The organism is Cryobacterium sp. MDB1-18-1, from assembly GCF_004402735.1.
In the GTDB taxonomy this organism is placed as follows: domain Bacteria; phylum Actinomycetota; class Actinomycetes; order Actinomycetales; family Microbacteriaceae; genus Cryobacterium; species Cryobacterium glucosi.
Genome location: NZ_SOFR01000076.1, coordinates 1 through 17,712, shown reverse-complemented (window position 1 = coordinate 17,712; position 17,712 = coordinate 1). Strand labels below are relative to the sequence as shown.

The window sequence follows — 17,712 nt, the reverse complement described above, 5'->3', positions numbered from 1 at the left end:
CGCCCTCACGCGCTGCCACGCCGTCTTTCCCCTGATCCGAAGGTTGCCTAGAAGCTCGCTTAATTGGTTGTAGTGACGAATTCTCACGCGTATAACTGGGCAATATGCTTCGAGGCGACATCGATGGCGCTGGGCCTCAGGCCGATCCGGAATGGCGCGCCATGGGATATCTGATGTACAAGGGGATGATCGTCGATTTCGACGATCGGATTCTCGCTCACCTGCAGATCGTGATCGTGCAGAAGCTCCGCAGGGGCGAGAGCTTCCTGCTCTCCTGGCCCGATGTCGGGAAATCCGGCGGTCACAGTTCGGCGTGGTTGAACCCGTCGATTCCGCTCTACTTCCGGTTCTCCGGCGGCCACGCCCCGAGCATCAACGAGAGATGGCTGCACTGCCTGAGCGAATCGGCGAACAGTTCTGCCGGTCTGGTCGTGACCGGGGAGGAGGACTCCCTTGTCGCCGCAGATCCGCGGCAGGCTTCCCTTCCCCGCCGACGCGGGGAGGGATACCTCGTGCACGCGGCCCCGCTGGTGCAGGAGACCACCGCCCGCGGAGACTGAGCGCGGACGCCCCGGCCGGTGGGCGCCGGCATCCGCCGCCCGGGCCGAAGCGTAGCCTTGGTCCATGAGCTTGCCGCAGCTCCACCCTGCCGATTCTGCTGACCCCGCCGCGTCGATCTATCGGGAAACGGCTGATGAGGTGCTCAGCGCATTCGGGAGCTCCCGCTCCGGCCTCACGACCGGCGCCGCGGACGAGCGGCGGATCCGCGCGGGCAGCAATGCGATCGTCACCCTCAGGAAGGAATCCACGCTGAGGCGCTACCTGCGCCAGTTCGCCGACTGGATGATCGTGTTGCTCCTCGCGAGCGCCGCCATCACGGGGTTCCTCGGCGACCTGGGCACCGCCGGCGTCCTCGTCGCACTCGTCGGATTCAACACCCTGATCGGTTTCGTGCAGGAGAACCGCGCGGAGAAGACCATGGAGGCGCTCGAAAGGCTCGTCGACCCGACCACCCAGGTCTATCGGGACGGCGCCCTGACCGAGATCGAATCCCGGGCGCTCGTGCCCGGGGACGTGGTGCGCCTGACCGAAGGCGCCTCAGTACCCGCCGACGTGAGACTGGTCGACACCACCGCCTTCTCCACCAACGACTTCGCCCTGACCGGGGAGAGCGACCCGACCCGGAAGTACGCGCGGCCGATCCCGCACGAGGTGCCGCTCGCGGACCGGCACAACCTGGCTTTCGCGGGCACGAGCGTCGCCACCGGTGAGGCGCTCGGACTCGTCACCGCGACGGGGATGCACACCGAGCTCGGCCGAATCGCCCGGCTCAGCCAGTCGGCTCCGCAGACCCGCAGCCCACTTCAGGTGGAGACGGGCAAGATCGCGAAGTACGTCAGCTATGGCGTCGCCGTGGTGTCTCTCGTCGTGCTGGTCATCGCCGTGCAGTCCGAGCTTCCGCTCCGCGAGGCGATGCTCTTCGCCGTCGGATTCGCCTGCGCCCTCATCCCGCAGGGGCTGCCCGCCGAAGTCAACACTGCGCTCGCCGCCGCGGCCGGCACCCTCGCCCGGCAGAACGCCCTGGTCAAGAAGCTCAGCTCCGTCGAGACGCTCGGGGCGACGCACGTGATCTGCACCGACAAGACCGGCACGCTCACCAAGAACGAGATGACGGTCAGCGAACTCGTCGTCTGCGGCGCCGACTACCGGGTCACCGGGATCGGCTACGCGCCCGTCGGCGTCTTCGAGCCGGAATCCCGGAGCGACACGGCAACGGCCCGGCTGCGCGCGTTCCTCACCGTCGGGGTGTTCGCGAACAACGCCCGCCTCGTCGCCCCTTCCGGGGACGACGACTGGCGCATCCTCGGCGACCCGACGGAAGGCGCGCTCCTCGTCGCGGCCGGCAAGGCCGGAGTCGACCTCGAGGCCCTGCGCGCCCGCTGCCCCGAGATCGACGAACTGCCGTTCGATTCCACCCGGAAACTGATGACCAGCATCCGCCGGGACCCGGACGGAGTGCTCACCGCATACTCGAAGGGCGCCCCGGAAAGCCTGCTCGCCCGGGCCACCCTGATCGACGACGGCACCGCCGTGCGTTCGCTCACGGACGCCGACCGGGCGGCCCTGCTCGCCCGGCACACCGAGAAGGCGGGCCGCGCACTCCGCAACCTCGTCTTCGCGACGCGGGTGCTCACCGAAGCGGATGCCGCCAGCAGGGACATCCATCTCATCGAACGCGACCTGACCATCCTGGGACTCGTCTCGATGCAGGACCCGATCCGCGCTGCCGTCCCCGCCGCCATGACGACCGTGCTCGCAGCCGGGGTGAAGGTCAACATCGTGACAGGCGACTTCTCCCTCACTGCCGAGGCCATCGCACACCAGGCCGGGCTCTCTGGCGACGACGGGCTGAGCATCGTCACCGGCGCGGAGCTTGCGGCGATGCCCGACGCCGAGGTTCTCCGTCACGCACTCGGCGGCGGCACGGTGTTCAGCAGGGTCGCGCCGGAGGACAAGGTGCGTATCGTCGACCTCGTCAAGGCCTCCGGGCACATCGTCGCCGTCACCGGCGACGGCATCAACGATGCGCCAGCATTGCGGCATGCGAACATCGGGGTCGCGATGGGCGCCTCCGGAACGGATGTGGCCAAGCAGGCCGCCGAGATCGTGCTGCTCGACGACAGCTTCGCAACCCTCGTGAACGCGATCGCCGAGGGACGGACGATCTACCGCAACATCACCAAGGGCGTTCTCAGCTGCCTGACCTCGAACATCGCCGAGTTCGTGGTCAACACCGCGAGCCTGGCCCTGGCCTCCCTGTTCGGCGTGCCCCTCGCCCTGAACGTGTTGCAGATCCTCGCTATCGACCTGCTCGGGGAGATCTTCCCGATCGCGGCGCTCGGCAAGGACCCCGCCGAAGGGGAGACGATGAAGGACCCGCCCCGGGATTCCCGCGCCCGGATCCTGAACGGACGGTCGATCGTCGACGTGCTCTGGTGCGGTGCCCTGATGGGCATCTTCGCCATCACGAACTACCTGCTGTTCTACGACCGGAACGGCATCGACCCGTTCAGCCAGACCGTGCCCGCTCTGCCGCTCGCCCAGGCGATGTCGATCACCTACGTCACGATCATGGTCTGCCAGCTCGTCAGCATCATCCAGCGCCGCAGCGTGCACGGGTTCTTCACGAGGTACCAGTTCAGCAACCCCTCGTTCTGGTATGCAGTCGCCCTCGCTATCACGATCATGCTCGTCATCGTCTACGTGCCGGTGGTCGCGGGCTTCTTCGGCACGAGCGGGCTCGGCGTCCTGGACTGGGCGTTCGTGCTCGGTGCCGCGATCGTGTTCCTCGGGATCCGGGAGGGGGCTGCTGCCCTTCGGCGCCGCGGTGCGAGCGCGGACGCCGGCCGCGCCTGAGACATCCGCTTCTCACCGCGACCGGCACCGCGCCCGCGCTGGTTTCGGCACACCGCGCCCGCCGTTTCGGGCGCGGACGGAAGAAACCGGCGGGGTGTTCGGCGCGACCGCAATCTGGCACGCTGGAGGGGTACACCGCTACACCAGCACCAGGAGCCCCATGCCCTTCGCCGACCAACTCATCGGAGTGCCGACCGCGGTCGCCCTCACCGCGGCGATCCAGGCCGTCACACCGCACACGCCGCTCACCGCGCTGCGCGCAGCCACGGAAGCGCTCGACCCGCTCTCACTGCGGGAGCGAAGCGACCTGTTGCGTGATGCCCTGCTGGCAGACCTGCCGGGCGGCTACGACTCATTCGCCGCGACCATCCGCGCAGCCGCGTCGGGAACCGCGCCGTTCACCGGCTGGCTGATCTGGCCGGTGTCGACCGCGATCGCGGTCAAGGGCATCGAGGCGGGCACGGATGCCGCCTTCGACGACGCCCTGGGCATGCTCGCCGAGCTCACCGGCCGGCTCAGTTCCGAGTTCGCGATCCGGCTACTCCTCGACCACGACCTCGAGCGGGCGCTCCCGGTCGTGCTGGGCTGGACCGCCTCGACCGACGTCGACGTGCGCAGGCTCGCGACCGAGGGCACCCGGCCGTTCCTGCCCTGGGCTCGGCGGGTCCCGGGGATCCTCGCCGAGCCGACCGCGACCCTGCCGATCCTGCACGCGCTCTACCGCGACGATGACGAGGCCGTGCGCCGGTCGGTCGCCAACCATCTCAACGACCTGAGCAGGCAGCAGCCGGAGCTCGCGGTCGCCACGACGGCCGAGTGGCTCGCCGAGCCGGACAGGCACACCGCCCGGCTCGTGCGGCACGCGCTGCGCACCCTCGTGAAGCGAGGCAATCCTGCCGCCCTCGCCCAGCTCGGCTTCCATGCGGCCGATGTGACGGTGGCCGGCCCGGTGCTGGCCGAGACGAAGGTGGCGTTCGGCGGAACGGTCGACTTCACCGCAAGCATCCGCAACAACGCCCGTGTGGCCACCCGGCTGGCCGTCGACTATGTCCTGCACCACCAGAAGGCGAACGGCACCCTCACCGGCAAGACGTTCAAGCTCACGACCCTGACCCTGGAGCCAGGCGAGGTCGTGCTGCTGACCAAGGGGCACTCGCTCCGGGCGATCACCACCCGTCGCTACTACCCCGGAGAGCACGCCGTCGAGTTGCAGGTGAACGGTGTGACCCACGGCCGGACGCCGTTCATCCTGCTGCCGGAGGCCTGACCGGCCGGGTCGCCCTGACCACCACGTCGCGCACGGGGGTCGCGCCGTCGTGGGCGGCGGGCGCCTCCCGCTCACGCGATTCGGCGACCTCGACCTCGAGTTCCGCGCCGTCGATCGCGGCGAGCACGTCGTCGACCCCGAACATCAGCTCGCGGAAGTGCGCCCGGTGCTCGCCTGCATCAGCGTCGGAGACGTCGTGACCGACGATGAGCAGCGTGCCGCCCGGCGCGACGGCCGCCGCGAGGGCCCGGAACAGCACGCTTCGGGCGCTCCCGGGCAGGTGCATGAACTGCGAAGTGACGAGGTCGAATGAGCGGGGCTCCGGCGACCAGGACGTCAGGTCGTGCTGCTCCCAACGGATGCGCGCCGCGGCCGGTCCATCGACGGACTCCGCCCGGGCGCGTGCCTTGGCGAGCGCGTTCGTGGAGATGTCTACACCGGTGACGTGCCACCCGCTCATCGCCAGCCAGAGTGCGTCACCACCTTCCCCGCTGCCGATGTCGAGGGCGCGGCCCGGTGCGAGCGGGGTCACTTCGGCGACGAGCACGGGGTTCGGGTCGCCGCTCCACGCCAGACCGGGGGCGGCGTAACGCTCCTCCCAGTAGTCGCGGCCGAACGGGTGTTCCTCGTGTGTCATGGCAGACCTCCTGCTCCGATGCTCGGGCAGGATCGACGGAATCGCCAAGCCCGTTTGCCGAAGTGGCAAGATCGACCCATGGACGACACTTCCCCCACGACGGAGACGATGCTCGCCGCCGTCGGCCCGCTCCTTCGGGCGCGGCGCAGCGAGCACGGTATGACGCTCGCCGAACTGTCGCGCGCCACGGGCATCTCGGTCAGCACGCTGTCCCGGCTCGAATCCGGGCAACGGCGTCCCGCACTCGAGCTGCTGCTGCCACTGGCGCGGGCCTATGGCGTTCCGCTGGACGAACTGGTCGGGGCGCCGGAGACGGGTGACCCGCGCATCCACCTCCGGCCGACGCGGCACCGCGACCAGACGATCGTGCCGCTGTCCCGCGGCGCGAGCGGCGGGCCGCAGGCGTTCAAACACCTGATCCCCGCAACGGTAGCGGAGCGTGAGCCGGATCCGAGGGTGCACGAGGGATACGAGTGGATCTACGTGCTCCGGGGCCGCCTCCGGCTCGTGCTCGGCACGCACGACCTGGTGCTCCCGGCCGGGGAGGCCGCCGAGTTCGACACCCGCACGCCGCACTGGTTCGGCCGGGTCGGTCCGGGCGACGTCGAGTTCCTCACCCTCTTCGGCCGCCAGGGCGAGCGGATGCACGTGCGCGCAGCTCCACCCGGGCGCCTGGGCGAGTGAGACGCGGCTGGGGGGCTCGGCCGCGGATCCCGCGGACAGCCACAAAAAAGCCCCGCATCTCAGTGAGTGCGGGGCTTTTGTCTTGTGCGCCCGAAGGGATTCGAACCCCCAACCTTCTGATCCGTAGTCAGATGCTCTATCCGTTGAGCTACGAGCGCATGTGTCAGGCGAAATCCTTCGCGAAGACAACTTAGAAACTATAACAGATTTCCCGGCCCCTCCCGTTCGAGGGCAGGTGGGAGAGGCGCGGATGCCGCGCTCAGGCGGGTTCCCCTGCCGCAGGCGCTGCGGCATCCGCCCCGCTCTTCGGGGTGCGGATGCCGAGCCACGACACGAGTGCGCCGGCGAACATGAGCGTGGCGGTGACCAGCAGGACCCGCTGGAACCCGGCGACGCCGAGCTGTTCGCCGGCGATCGTGCCGGCGAAGGCGATCATAATGAGTCCGGCGACCCGGGAGACGGCGTTGTTGATCGCCGAGCCGATTCCGGCCTGCTCAGGATGGATGGAGCCGAGCACGGCGCCCGTCAGGGGTGCCACCGTGATCGAGAGCCCGAGGCCCACGACGGCGATGCCGGGGATCACGGTGCGCCAGACATCCACCGGGGGAACGGCCAGGGTCAGGATCAGGAAGCCGATGCCCGCCACGATCGGACCCAGGGTCATGAAGAGTCGCGGGCCGAACCGGCCGGCGAGCCCGCCGAACAATGTCGAGAAGAACAGCATCATCAGGGTCGCCGGGATGCCCGCGAGTCCCGCGCTCGTCGCCGAGAGGCCGCCGACCTGTTGCAGGTAGACGGCGAAGATGAAGAAACCGAGGCTCAGCGCACCGTAGATGCCGACGGTCGCGAGGTTGCCTGCCCAGAAATTGCGCACCCGGAAGAGGCCGAGGGGCATCATCGGGTGCGGAGCGCGCGCCTCCCACCAGAGGAACGCGGCGAGTGAGAGCAGCCCGAAGACGAGCGGCAGGTACACGATGGGACTGCCCCAGCCGAGCCGACCCTGCTCGATGAGCGCGAAAACGGGACCGCCGAGGCCGACGACGGCGAGGCAGGCCCCGGCGACGTCGATCCGGGCGGCCGGAGCGGTGCGCGCCGGTTCCCGCACTCCGGCGAGCACGATGAGGGTCGCCACGATCGGGAGCACGTTGATCGCGAACACGAGCCGCCAGCTGCTCGTGTCGACCAGGACGCCGCCGAGGATGGGCCCGGCGATGCCCGCGATGCCGGTCCAGCCTGTCCAGACGCCGATCGCCCGGCCCTGGGCAGGACCGGTGAACGTCGAGGTGATGAGCGCGAGGGAGCTCGGAACGAGAAGGGCGGCAGCAGCGCCCTGCAGGATCCGCGCGACGACGAGGGCGGCGCCCCACGGTGCGACGGCGCACGCGAGAGAAGTGATCCCGAACCAGATCAGGCCGACCCGCAGAACGCGCACCCGGCCGAAGGTATCCGAGAGCGAGCCGGCCACGAGGATGAGGGCGCCGAGGGAGAGCAGGTAGCCGTCGACGACCCACTGCTGCAGGGTGAGGCCGCCGCCGAGCTCGCGGGAGATCGCGGGGAGTGCGACGTTGACGATGGACCCGTCGAGGAACGCGACGAAGGAGGAGAGGACGGCGACGATCAGGATGCGGCGTTCGCGAGGAGTCACCCGGCAATCTAACCCCGGATCCCGGACGAAGTGAACCCGCGCCCCGGGGTAGCCGGTGCGCGGAGCGGGTGCAACACTGGCGCCATGACCCCGAGCCGTAATACCCAGGCCTCCTACGACTATTCCGGGCTGCGTGCCCTGTTCATCAATTGCACGCTCAAGCGGAGCCCCGAAGCCAGCAATACCCAGGCGATCATCGACCTGAGCATGAACCTGATGCACGAGCAGGGCGTCTACGCCGAAACGATCCGGGCGATCGACCACGACATCGCGACCGGCGTCTATCCCGACATGACCAAGCACGGCTGGAAGACGGATGCCTGGCCGGCGCTCTTCGACAAGGTGCAGACGGCGGACATCCTCGTGATCGGCGGCCCGATCTGGCTCGGCGACAACAGTTCGGTGACGAAACGCGTGATCGAGCGCCTCTACGCGATGAGCGGAGAGTTCAACGACAAGGGCCAGTACGTCTATTACGGCAAGGTCGGCGGCGCCATCATCACCGGCAACGAGGATGGCGTGAAGCACTGCTCGTCGAACATCCTCTACAGCCTGCAGCACATCGGCTACTCGATCCCGCCGGCCGCGGACGCCGGTTGGATCGGCGAGATCGGGCCGGGTCCGAGTTACCTGGACGCCGGGTCCGGCGGCCCCCTGAACGACTTCACCAACCGCAACACGACCTTCATGACCTGGAACCTGATGCACCTCGCGGCGATCCTGAAGGCCAACGGCGGCTTCCCCGCCTACGGGAACCTCCGCAAGGACTGGGACTCCGGCGAGCGCTTCGGCTTCGAGCCCAACCCCGAGTACCGCTGAACCGAACCCGGTACCCACCAGAACCCACCAGAACCCCGACCCAGACCCAGACCCACCACCCACACGAAGGACCAAGACAACTCCAGAAGATTCCCACGAGGAGGAGCGCATGTCCACAGCAGTGACCCTCGACGATGAACCGCATCCAGGCCCCGGCCCCGGTTTGGGAGCCCCCCTTCGCTCCGTCTCGCTCCCCCGAGGCCGGCTCGACGTCCGCGTCAGCGGCGGGATCGTGCGCGGAGTGCACGAGGACGGGATACTGGCCTGGCGCGGCATCCCGTATGCGGCGCCACCGGTCGGCGACGGGCGTTTCCGGGCGCCGCGTCCTGTGGAATCGTGGGCAGGCATCCGTGACGCCTCGAGGTTCGGGAAGATCGCCTCACAACCGCACCGCGGGCAGTTTCGGGCCCACGGGCCGCGCAGCGCCTCAGGGGAAGATTGCCTGACGATCAATGTCATGCGCCCGGCCGCGGGGCACCCGCGCCGGCTCGGCCTGCCGGTGATGGTGTTCATCCACGGCGGAGGGTACAGCGTGGGGTCCTCCCAGGACTTCACCGGCCGCGGCGAGCGCTTCGTGCGCAGCGGCCGCGTCGTCTACGTGAGCTTCAACTACCGCCTGGGGGCGCTCGGCTACATCGACTTCACCAGATTCTCGACGCCGGACCACCCCTTTGAGAGCAACCTCGGGTTGCGCGACCAGGTCGCCGCCCTGCGCTGGGTGCGGGACAACATCCGCGCCTTCGGCGGGAACCCGAACAACGTCACCGTGTTCGGGGAATCGGCGGGAGGGAACGCCGTCATCACACTGATGGCGACGCCGGCGGCCGAGGGGCTCTTCGCGCGCGCGATCGCCCAGAGCTCGCCGTCCAACGCCGCGTTCTCGCGGGAACTCACGGATGCCTGGGCCGGGGAGGTCGTCGAGGAGTTGCGGACGCTCACGGAAGCCGACGCCGGAGCGGTCGGCCTGGCCCCGGACGAGCTGCTCGCCATGGCACCCGCCGACGTGATCTCCCAGGCTGTCATCGCGGTGCAGACCCGGACCCCGGACTCGAACCCGGGCACCTTCTGCCTCGTGCCCGTCGTCGACGGCGACTTCCTGCCGGAACGCCCGGTCGATGCCTTCCGCGCCGGCCGCGAACACCGGGTCCCGCTCATCATCGGCTCCAACGAGCGGGAAGGCACCCTCTTCCGCGGCAGGGTCGACATCCTGCCGCATTCGGCTCCCCGGATCAGCGCCATCTTCGACCAGGCACCGGAGAGCTCACACGAGGCGATGCGCGCGGTGTACGCGGGGTTGTCACCGCTGCGCGGCTCGGTCGATTTCGGCAGCGACTTCGTGTTCTGGTACCCGAGCCTGCAGCTCGGGGAGCTGCACTCCAGGGTCGCGCCGGTGTACGTCTACCGCTTCGACCTCGCGCCGCGCCTGATGCACATGCTCGGATTCGGCGCGACCCACGGAATCGAGCTTTTCGCCCTGTTCGACCAGACCGACCTGCCGGTCGCCCGGATCATGAGCGTGCTCGGCGGTCGCGAGCTCTTCATCAACGCGGGCGAGCGGATGCGCCGGAACTGGCTGCACTTCGCGCTCACCGGCCGTCCTGACGCCGACTGGCCCCGCTTCACCGAGGAGGACCGCCTGACCCTGATCATCGATGCGGAGGACCGCGTCGAGTCGGATCCCCGCGGGGACCGTCGGGCAGTGTGGCAGGAATTCCTGCTCGACTGGTGATCGCGGGTCCCTCCCTCGGCCCAGAAACATGCGAAACCGGAACATTGGGCAGGTGCGGGCCGCGGGAAACAGGGGTAGAACGGTGTCAATCACGATCGCTCACCGCTGAGGGACCGCGTTCGTCCTGTTCCGCCCTGTTGCCGACCCCGGTCGGCCCTCACGTGGGGAGTACCGATGACCGATAGCGCTTCGTCCCAAGCCGGCGAGAAACGTTCCGACCAGGTCGACAGCAAGGGGCTGAAAGGCGGGGCGCTCGGCCTGCTGTCGAGCGTCGTCGTCGGAATGGCGTCAACGGCCCCCGCGTACAGCCTCGCCGCGAGCCTCGGCTTCATCGTCGCGAGCGGCGGAGCCCTTCTCGCCGGCGTCAAGGCGCCGGGTATCGTGCTGCTCGCCTTCATCCCGATGTACCTCATCGCGGTCGCATACCAGGAACTCAACAAGGCGGAGCCGGACTGCGGAACGACCTTCACCTGGGCCACCCGTGCGTTCGGCCCGATCACCGGCTGGCTCGGTGGCTGGGGCATCATCGCCGCAGACGTCATCGTGATGGCCAACCTCGCACAGGTGGCCGGTTCCTACTCATTCACCTTCATGGGCGACCTCGGACTGACGGGTGTCGCCGACCTCGCGAACGACCAGTTCTGGTCGACGGTCGCCGGTGTGCTCTGGATCGTGATCATGACCTGGATCTGCTACCGCGGTATCGAACTCTCCGCCCGCATCCAGTACGTGCTCCTGGGCATCGAGGTTGTCGTGCTGATCATGTTCGCCGTCTTCGCGCTCATCCGCGTGTACACGGGGAGCGCGGAAAGCTACTCGCTGACCCCGACGCTCGACTGGTTCAACCCGTTCACGCTCGACTTCGGCAGCGTGATCGCCCCGGCCGTGCTGACCGCCGTGTTCATCTACTGGGGCTGGGACACAGCCGTCTCCGTCAACGAGGAGACGGCCGACCCGAGCAAGACCCCTGGCCGGGCCGCCATCATCAGCACCCTGCTCCTGCTCGGCACCTATGCCCTCGTGACCGTCGCGGCGGTCGCCTTCGCGGGCGTCGGCACCGACGGTGTGGGACTCGGCAACGACGCGAACTCGGCGGACGTCTTCGCCGCGATCGGGCCGGCGCTGTTCGGTGACAGCACCCTCGGCAACCTCGCGATGCTCCTCCTCTCGGCCTCGATCCTCACCTCGGCCTCCGCGTCGACGCAGACCACGATCCTGCCCACCGCCCGCACGGCCCTGTCGATGGGTGTCTATCGCGCCCTGCCCGCACGCTTCGCAAAGATCCACCCGCGGTACCTCACCCCGACCTGGGCCACCCTCGCCATGGGCGGCATTTCGATCGGGTTCTACCTGCTCTTCACCCTGATCAGTGTCCAGCTGCTCGGGGCGCTGATCGGTTCCGTCGGCCTGATGATCGCCTTCTACTACGGGCTCACCGGTTTCGCGTGCGTCTGGTATTACCGCAGGTCGATGTGGTCGTCGTTCCGGAACGTGATCATGCGGGGCCTCTTCCCACTGCTCGGCGGCCTGATGCTGACCGCGGCCTTCGTCTACGGGCTGCAGCAGTACGCCACGGTCGACTGGCTCACCGACGATAACGGGGACAACGTCACGATCTTCGGCATCGGCGCCGTCGCCGTCGTCGGGATCGGCGCACTGGTGCTCGGTGTGGTCGTGATGCTGGTCTGGTGGGCGGTCAACCCGAATTTCTTCCGCGGCCGCACCCTGCCGCGCCAGTCCGACGACCTCGTGCTCGCCACAACCGAAGCGGAGTCGATTCCTCGATTCGGACTGCCGGACTCCAAGCTGATGCCGACGATGATCGCGCCGGACCTGTCGAACCTTCCGCCCGGCCAGACCGCCGTCAACGCCGAGACCGGCGAGGAAGTCAGCACGCCCGGCGACCTCCCCCCTGCCGACGCGAAACGGCATCCGCGCGCCGAGGCCGACGACGAGTAGCCGGCGGGTGATCGAGCGACCCTGTCCTCACCAGATACCTGATCAGAGTTAGTTTCCACAAACCTGAGCCATGCTCAGAGAGTGTCGGTGGTTGGTCGTAGCGTGGGGGCATGATCAACCTTCCCGAGTCACCCGCTTCACCCGATCAGCCGCATGGCGAACGGGTGCAGGGCGGTGTTCTCGGCGGGTTGCGGTCGATGGCGGATGTCGTCACCGGCCTGGGCGGTTCGTCTGCAGCTGTCGACACGCTCAGCGATGAAGCGGTGCTCGAGGGGCACATGTTGATCGCGGGAGCCCGGCGGGCCTTGGACACCCAGGCGGCGTGGTTCGCCGCAACCCTGGCCCGGCGGTCCCGGCCCGAACTCGGCGGGAAGGGCCTCGCGGCCCGGCAAGGCTTCCGGACTCCGGAAGACCTGCTGCAGAGCATCTCCGGATCGAGCAGAGGGGACGCTGCCAAGCTCTTCGCGGTCGGCCGGTTGCTCTCTGAGACCGACGCCGCCGAGAAGGCAGCCCGGGAAGCTGCCGAGGCCCTGAGGCTGCTCGACGAGATCCCGCCCCTCGACGGCGCCGCCCCGGACCTGCCGCCGCTCGAACTGCCGGTTCCGCCGGCCGCCGTGCCGCCCTGGCACGCCCCGATCGGCCGGGCCCTGCGCGAGGGCTGGCTGAGCGTCGAGAAGGCAGACTCGCTCCGGAAAGGGCTCGGCGACCTGGACCGGGCGATCACCCCGGAGAAACTCGCCACTGCCCTGGCCCGGCTCCTCGCCGAGGCGCGCACGGTGAACGCTGACCAGCTGTTCAAGCGCGCCCGGCGGGTGCGGGACGTGCTCGATGAGGCCGGCATCGCCGCCCGCGAGAAAGCCGCCTACGACGACCGGTCCCTGCGGTTCTGGCGACTCCACACGGGGCAGGTGCGCATGGTCGGCCTGTTCGCCCCCGAAGACGGCGAGTACCTGATGAGTACCTACGACGCCATCACCAGTCCCCGCCGGGGCGGGGTGCGCTTCGTGGACAAGGAGCAGGCCGCGTGGGCGAAGCGGGTGCAGGACGACCCGCGCAGCACCGAACAGCTCACCGCGGACGCGTTCCTGGCCCTGATGAAACTCGGCGTGAAAGCCGACCCGAAACGCATCGCCGGCGGTCGCAGCCCCGCCGTCCGCATGGTCACCATCCGCCCCACCAGCGCCACACCCGCCGGTTTCGCGCCCAGGGGAACCACACCCACCGATGCCGCGCCGACCGAGGCCCCGTCACCCACAGCCGACGCTGCGGCGAACCCCGAAACCGCGGCACCCGCGCTCCAGCCGGGGGTGATCGAGGGGACCGCGGTGACGGTCTCGGCCGAGACGGTGGAACGGAACCGGTGCGACAGCGGGCTCCTCGATGTCACCTTCGACGACCACGGCAGCGGCGTCGACCTCGGCCGGGAGCAACGCACCTTCAGCCCCTCCCAAAGGGTGGCCCTCGCCATTCGCGACGGCGGCTGCATGTGGCCCGGCTGCGACCGACCACCCTCCTGGACCGAAACCCACCACATCCAACACTGGAAAGACGACACCGGCGAGACCAACCTCGACGACGGAATCCTGCTCTGCCGGGCCGACCACCTCAGGCTCCACAACGAACACTGGCACATCACCCGCGACGACACCTGCCAGTACTGGCTCACCCCACCACCCGGACTCGACCCCGACCAGAAACCCATCCCCCTCACCAGCAAGAACGCGATCCTCCGCGACGATGACTGGGTCTGATCCCAATGGGGCTCGCGTGAGGTCGCGATGCTCGCACCAGGAATGGTGCAGCGCGGGTGCTTCATGACGGGGAACAGGCCGGCCTGCGAACGCACACGGGGAACAGGCCGGCCCGCGACTCACCGGGTCATTCGTTGACGAGGACCGGGACCCCGATCGACACGGCCACGGCCCGGCCGGACACATCCCCGGGTACCGCGATTGTGAACTCCTGACGTTCTATCGGCGGCTCGGTGTGGGTGGTGTCCTCGCTCAGGTGGTGGACGAAACGACCACTGCCGACCAGGACACCATCGGCGTCATAGAACCCGGCCAGCACCTCGAGGTCGAGCACGTCGCTCACGTCGCTCGTCACACGTACGGCACCCGATACCGCACCCCCGTCGAAGGCGAGGTCCTCGAGCACGAACCGGTCGTCGAAGGGACCGGCCGCCGCAACGATCGTCCCCGGGCTCGGGTGCACCAGATTCAGGCTCTCAAGCTCAGGGTTCCCGGTCGACGGTGTCAGTCCTGCAAAGGTCGCCTGAGGAGTGAACTGCGTCGCGGCGGCCGTTTGCGCGTCACTGTGGGCGCCGGTTGCCGCCGCATACACGGCAACGCCGACGACCGCACAGATGGCGACGGCACTCAGCGCCGCGGCGATTCCGGATCTGGTCTTCATGCGAGGTCCGACTACACCACTCGGAGCGCGCGCCCGACTATCCCGAAGAGCGCCGTGTTATCGATCGTGCCCTGGAGCTGATCCGACCCGGGCCCCGTGGCGAACACCGGGACATCCGCCCCGGTGTGATTGCCGGAGAGATAGGTCAACCAGAGTCCGGCGTCCGGGGAGCCGTCGACGACACCCGCCGCATCCGTCGGGGTCCGGAAGGTCGCCGGTCCGAAGTTCTTCGGGTCTGCGGCGCCGGCACCGTTCACGATGCCCGATGAGCGGGCGGCATCCTTGGAATTGGACGGCCGGGTCGGGGTGGAGTTGTTCGCAGAGTTCCCGCTGTCGACGTTGGCCGGCGGAGTCCCGGCCTCGGCGTTCGTGAAGGTGCCCTTCTCGATGATGTTGAATCCGGCGCACTCGTGGTCCGCGGTCACGATGACGAGGGTGTGTCCGTCTCGCTTGGCAAAGTCCTTGACGATGGCGACCGCGTCATCAAATGCCTTCATCTCGCCGAGGGTCTGCGCGGCGTCGTTGGCGTGTGAGCGCTTGTCGATCAGGGCGCCTTCAATCTGAAGGTAGAACCCCTGGCCTCCCTTTCCGCTCCGGTCGTTCTTGTCCGCGTTGTTCTTGCCCTTCTGCAGCAAGTCAATGGCCTTGCTCGTCATCTCCGACAGGGTCGGTTCCTGCGCCTGGACCGAAGACGGGTTGTCCTGCTTGGTCTTCTCAACGGTCAGGTTGCCCTTGTTGAAGAGTCCGAAGACCTTGGCACCGGAGGCGGCGGCCAGGTCGGCTTTCGTGGCGATCGACTGGCCGGTGATGGAGCCGAGGACCGAGTAGCCCTGCCCCTTGAGCGCCGTCTCGTCAGCGGCATCGAAACGGCTGAGCCCGCCACCCAGGATGACGTCGGCCGTGCCGTTGCGGGCGATCTGGTCGGCGATGGGGGTGACCCGTACGTCGCTCGTCGGGAGGGCTGCCCCCGTGATGGACAGGTCCTGGCAGGCCGCATCGGAGTACACCGGACCCTGGCATCCCCTGGCGAGGGCGTGGCTCATCTGGCCGGCGGGAGTGGCATCCGTGATCTCAGCGGTCGAGACGTTTCCGGTGCGGTAGCCGGCCTTCTTGGCCAGTTCCATCATCGTGGGAACGACCGTACCCTTGGCATCGACGCCGAGGGCCGCGTTGTAAGTCTTGACACCGGACGACCATGCCGTCGCCGCAGAGGCCGAATCGGTCACCGGATTGGGCTTGAAGTCGGTGGCACCCGGCTGGCCGGAGAGCTTCTCGACGGCGTACGTACTGACAAAGCCCTGGGCAGGCAGCGTTTCCATGGCGAGCTTGCCTGCGGCGCCGTAGTAGCGTTCGCGGGCGGCGGTGACGTGGGTGCGACCCATGCCATCGCCCAGGAGGTAGATGACGTTGGTGGCGCGGGCCCTGTCGTTTCCGTCATCGGCTGAGGCCGCTAGAGCGGCACCGCCGAATCCAGTGAGGATGACGCTCGCGACCAGTGCGGTCACAAGGGTGGTCGAGGTGAAAACGGAGGTCTGTCTCTTCATGAGGATTCTCCCAAAACTGTGCGATGGAGCACTCGGAGCGGCAGCTCATGTTGCCACTGCTCACACGGTATGGCGTGCCGGTAACAGTGACGGGTACCCCCGGTGAACAGACTCTGACCGTTGCCCGGTCGACGGTTGATGCTGCCCGGCGAGCAGGGTCACCTCGCGTCGAGCGTGGCCGCGAGGTGGGGAGTGAGCACCGCCGTCACCTCGGCGATGACTGCCTCCAGCCTGGCCAGGTGATCCTCCGTGACCGGTCCACCATGGTTGGCGGATGCTTCGATCTCCCCGCATACGGCGGCGAGCCCGCTTGCCCCGATCGTGGCGCTGCTCCCGCGCAGCCGGTGGGCGATGAACGCGGCCTGCACCAGGTTGCCGCGGTCGAGCTCCGCCCGAAGGGCCGCCAGGTGGCCGCCGCTTTCGTCGAGGACGTGTTGCAGCAGAACGGCCTTGGTCTCGGCGCCCATCTCGTCGAGGTAGCCGAACAACTCGGGATCGAGCACCGGTGCTTTCTCGGCCACCGGCGTCGTGGAGAGGCCTGCCGCGAGGTCCGGCTCCGGACTCGGCACCGGAGTCGGCACTGGCACTGGCACTGGCACTGGCACTGGCACTGGCACTGGCACTGGCACTGGCACCCTACTGGTGAGGGCAAGGGCCTCCGCGAGTTCCTCGACCCGGATCGGTTTGCTGAGGTACTGGTCCATGCCCGCGTCGGCACAGGCCCGGCGCGCTTCCGCCGTAACACTCGCCGTCAGCGCGATGATCATGGGCTGGCGGATACTGTCGCCCAGTACCCGGATCAACCGCGTGGCCTCGAGCCCGTCCACGATCGGCATGTGCACGTCCATCAGGACGACGTCGAAGTCGCCGAGTTGGACCGCCTGAACGGCTTCCAGACCGTTACTGACGGTGTCCACGCGGTGACCGCCCTTGGCGAGCATCAACTGCGCGACCTTCTGGTTGACGAGGTTGTCCTCCGCGAGGAGGATTCGCAATCCGGAAGCTGCGTCCGCACGCGCGGGCACCTCGGAGCCCGCGGCGACCTGGCCGGAAAGCACTTCGATGACGACGCGTTGCAGTTGGGCGCTGCGCACCGGCTTCGTCAGGACCGCCGCGAACGGCGCCTTGCGCGCTTTGCTCAGTGTCGCGCTCATGCTCGTGAGCAGGATCATCGGGGTGTCCTGCCATCCCGGCAGGTCCTGCAGCACCCGGGCGACTGCAGCGCCGTCCATCCCCGGCAGCTGCATGTCGAGGATCGCGATATCGGGAACAGGGCTGTTCCTGGCGTCCGCGATCATCTCATCGGACGTCGCGGTCACGGTACATTTCATCCCCCACCGGGAGAGCTGACCGGACAGGATCCGACGGTTGGCCTCGTTGTCGTCGACCATCAGCGCGCGGAGTCCCGCAAGTGAGATCGTTTCGGTCACGCGGCGCTCCGGCGACGGGCTTTCCCGCCAGGCGATGGTGAATGCGAAGGTGGAGCCGACCCCGACGGTGCTCGTCACCTCGATCCGGCCCCCCATGATCTCGACCAGGGCCTGACTGATCGCCAACCCCAGACCCGAACCGCCATACACCCGCGTCGTGGACGCATCC

The 17,712-nt window shown here is 68.4% G+C and carries 13 protein-coding genes and 1 tRNA gene; 8 read left to right on the top strand and 6 right to left on the bottom strand.

Translation table 11 applies throughout. From position 1 onward, the window contains the following. Positions 1–161: 161 nt before the first annotated feature. From E3O50_RS17620 to E3O50_RS17610, 3 genes are all read left to right on the top strand, one after another. Positions 162–560 (top strand): ATP-dependent DNA ligase, encoded by a 399-nt coding sequence (locus E3O50_RS17620; protein WP_241975293.1) that lies wholly within the window; start codon positions 162–164, stop codon positions 558–560. 64 nt (positions 561–624) lie between these two features. Next, positions 625–3,417 (top strand): cation-transporting P-type ATPase, encoded by a 2,793-nt coding sequence (locus E3O50_RS17615; protein WP_134558645.1) that lies wholly within the window; start codon positions 625–627, stop codon positions 3,415–3,417. A gap of 160 nt (positions 3,418–3,577) precedes the next feature. Continuing rightward, positions 3,578–4,684, top strand: coding sequence for a DNA alkylation repair protein (locus tag E3O50_RS17610; RefSeq protein WP_134558644.1), 1,107 nt, complete (start codon positions 3,578–3,580; stop codon positions 4,682–4,684). On the opposite strand, the gene E3O50_RS17605 is transcribed toward E3O50_RS17610, so the two are convergent. Continuing rightward, entirely contained in the window at positions 4,662–5,321 is a 660-nt protein-coding gene (locus tag E3O50_RS17605; RefSeq protein WP_134558643.1) for a class I SAM-dependent methyltransferase, read from the bottom strand. The two genes, E3O50_RS17610 and E3O50_RS17605, sit on opposite strands and share 23 nt — an antisense overlap. A 78-nt stretch (positions 5,322–5,399) precedes the next feature. Here E3O50_RS17605 and E3O50_RS17600 point away from each other — a divergent pair, with 78 nt between their 5' ends. Then, positions 5,400–6,005, top strand: coding sequence for an XRE family transcriptional regulator (locus E3O50_RS17600; RefSeq protein WP_174774595.1), 606 nt, complete (start codon positions 5,400–5,402; stop codon positions 6,003–6,005). An 85-nt stretch (positions 6,006–6,090) separates the two neighbouring features. Here E3O50_RS17600 and E3O50_RS17595 read toward each other — a convergent pair. Continuing rightward, positions 6,091–6,163 (bottom strand) — tRNA-Arg (locus E3O50_RS17595). A gap of 101 nt (positions 6,164–6,264) precedes the next feature. Beyond that, complete coding sequence (locus E3O50_RS17590) at positions 6,265–7,650, bottom strand: MFS transporter (RefSeq protein ID WP_134558641.1); 1,386 nt, start codon at positions 7,648–7,650, stop codon at positions 6,265–6,267. An 84-nt stretch (positions 7,651–7,734) separates the two neighbouring features. Between E3O50_RS17590 and E3O50_RS17585 the strand changes: the two genes are divergently transcribed. The 4 genes from E3O50_RS17585 (at position 7,735) to E3O50_RS17570 (ending at position 13,908) form a co-directional block, all read left to right on the top strand. After that, positions 7,735–8,469 (top strand): NAD(P)H-dependent oxidoreductase, encoded by a 735-nt coding sequence (locus E3O50_RS17585; protein ID WP_134558640.1) that lies wholly within the window; start codon positions 7,735–7,737, stop codon positions 8,467–8,469. Between the two features lie 109 nt (positions 8,470–8,578). Beyond that, positions 8,579–10,198 carry a carboxylesterase/lipase family protein gene (locus tag E3O50_RS17580; RefSeq protein WP_134558639.1) on the top strand — a complete coding sequence of 540 codons (1,620 nt, stop codon included), beginning with the start codon at positions 8,579–8,581 and terminating at the stop codon, positions 10,196–10,198. A gap of 174 nt (positions 10,199–10,372) precedes the next feature. Further along, positions 10,373–12,157 carry an APC family permease gene (locus E3O50_RS17575; RefSeq protein WP_134448762.1) on the top strand — a complete coding sequence of 595 codons (1,785 nt, stop codon included), beginning with the start codon at positions 10,373–10,375 and terminating at the stop codon, positions 12,155–12,157. Between the two features lie 110 nt (positions 12,158–12,267). Next, positions 12,268–13,908, top strand: coding sequence for an HNH endonuclease signature motif containing protein (locus E3O50_RS17570; RefSeq protein ID WP_134564585.1), 1,641 nt, complete (start codon positions 12,268–12,270; stop codon positions 13,906–13,908). Between the two features lie 127 nt (positions 13,909–14,035). Here the strand turns inward: E3O50_RS17570 and E3O50_RS17565 are convergent, their stop codons facing one another. The 3 genes from E3O50_RS17565 to E3O50_RS17555 form a co-directional block, all read right to left on the bottom strand. Continuing rightward, positions 14,036–14,569, bottom strand: a complete 534-nt coding sequence (locus E3O50_RS17565; RefSeq protein ID WP_134558636.1) for a hypothetical protein — start codon at positions 14,567–14,569, stop codon at positions 14,036–14,038. Positions 14,570–14,580: 11 nt separating this feature from the next. Continuing rightward, on the bottom strand, positions 14,581–16,113 hold the full coding sequence (locus tag E3O50_RS17560; RefSeq protein ID WP_134558635.1) for an alkaline phosphatase: 1,533 nt from the start codon (positions 16,111–16,113) through the stop codon (positions 14,581–14,583). 158 nt (positions 16,114–16,271) lie between these two features. Continuing rightward, positions 16,272–17,712 (bottom strand): response regulator (locus E3O50_RS17555; RefSeq protein ID WP_134558634.1); only part of this gene is annotated, 1,441 nt, incomplete at its 5' end.

Excerpts from the sequence above, each read along its gene's own strand:
- E3O50_RS17585 (WP_134558640.1), top strand. The coding sequence starts at position 7,735 with ATGACCCCGAGCCGTAATACCCAGGCCTCCTACGACTATTCCGGGCTG.
- E3O50_RS17565 (WP_134558636.1), bottom strand. The coding sequence starts at position 14,569 with ATGAAGACCAGATCCGGAATCGCCGCGGCGCTGAGTGCCGTCGCCATC.
- E3O50_RS17620 (WP_241975293.1), top strand. The coding sequence starts at position 162 with ATGGGATATCTGATGTACAAGGGGATGATCGTCGATTTCGACGATCGG.
- E3O50_RS17575 (WP_134448762.1), top strand. The coding sequence starts at position 10,373 with ATGACCGATAGCGCTTCGTCCCAAGCCGGCGAGAAACGTTCCGACCAG.
- E3O50_RS17600 (WP_174774595.1), top strand. The coding sequence starts at position 5,400 with ATGGACGACACTTCCCCCACGACGGAGACGATGCTCGCCGCCGTCGGC.
- E3O50_RS17615 (WP_134558645.1), top strand. The coding sequence starts at position 625 with ATGAGCTTGCCGCAGCTCCACCCTGCCGATTCTGCTGACCCCGCCGCG.
- E3O50_RS17580 (WP_134558639.1), top strand. The coding sequence starts at position 8,579 with ATGTCCACAGCAGTGACCCTCGACGATGAACCGCATCCAGGCCCCGGC.
- E3O50_RS17605 (WP_134558643.1), bottom strand. The coding sequence starts at position 5,321 with ATGACACACGAGGAACACCCGTTCGGCCGCGACTACTGGGAGGAGCGT.
- E3O50_RS17560 (WP_134558635.1), bottom strand. The coding sequence starts at position 16,113 with ATGAAGAGACAGACCTCCGTTTTCACCTCGACCACCCTTGTGACCGCA.
- E3O50_RS17570 (WP_134564585.1), top strand. The coding sequence starts at position 12,268 with ATGATCAACCTTCCCGAGTCACCCGCTTCACCCGATCAGCCGCATGGC.
- E3O50_RS17610 (WP_134558644.1), top strand. The coding sequence starts at position 3,578 with ATGCCCTTCGCCGACCAACTCATCGGAGTGCCGACCGCGGTCGCCCTC.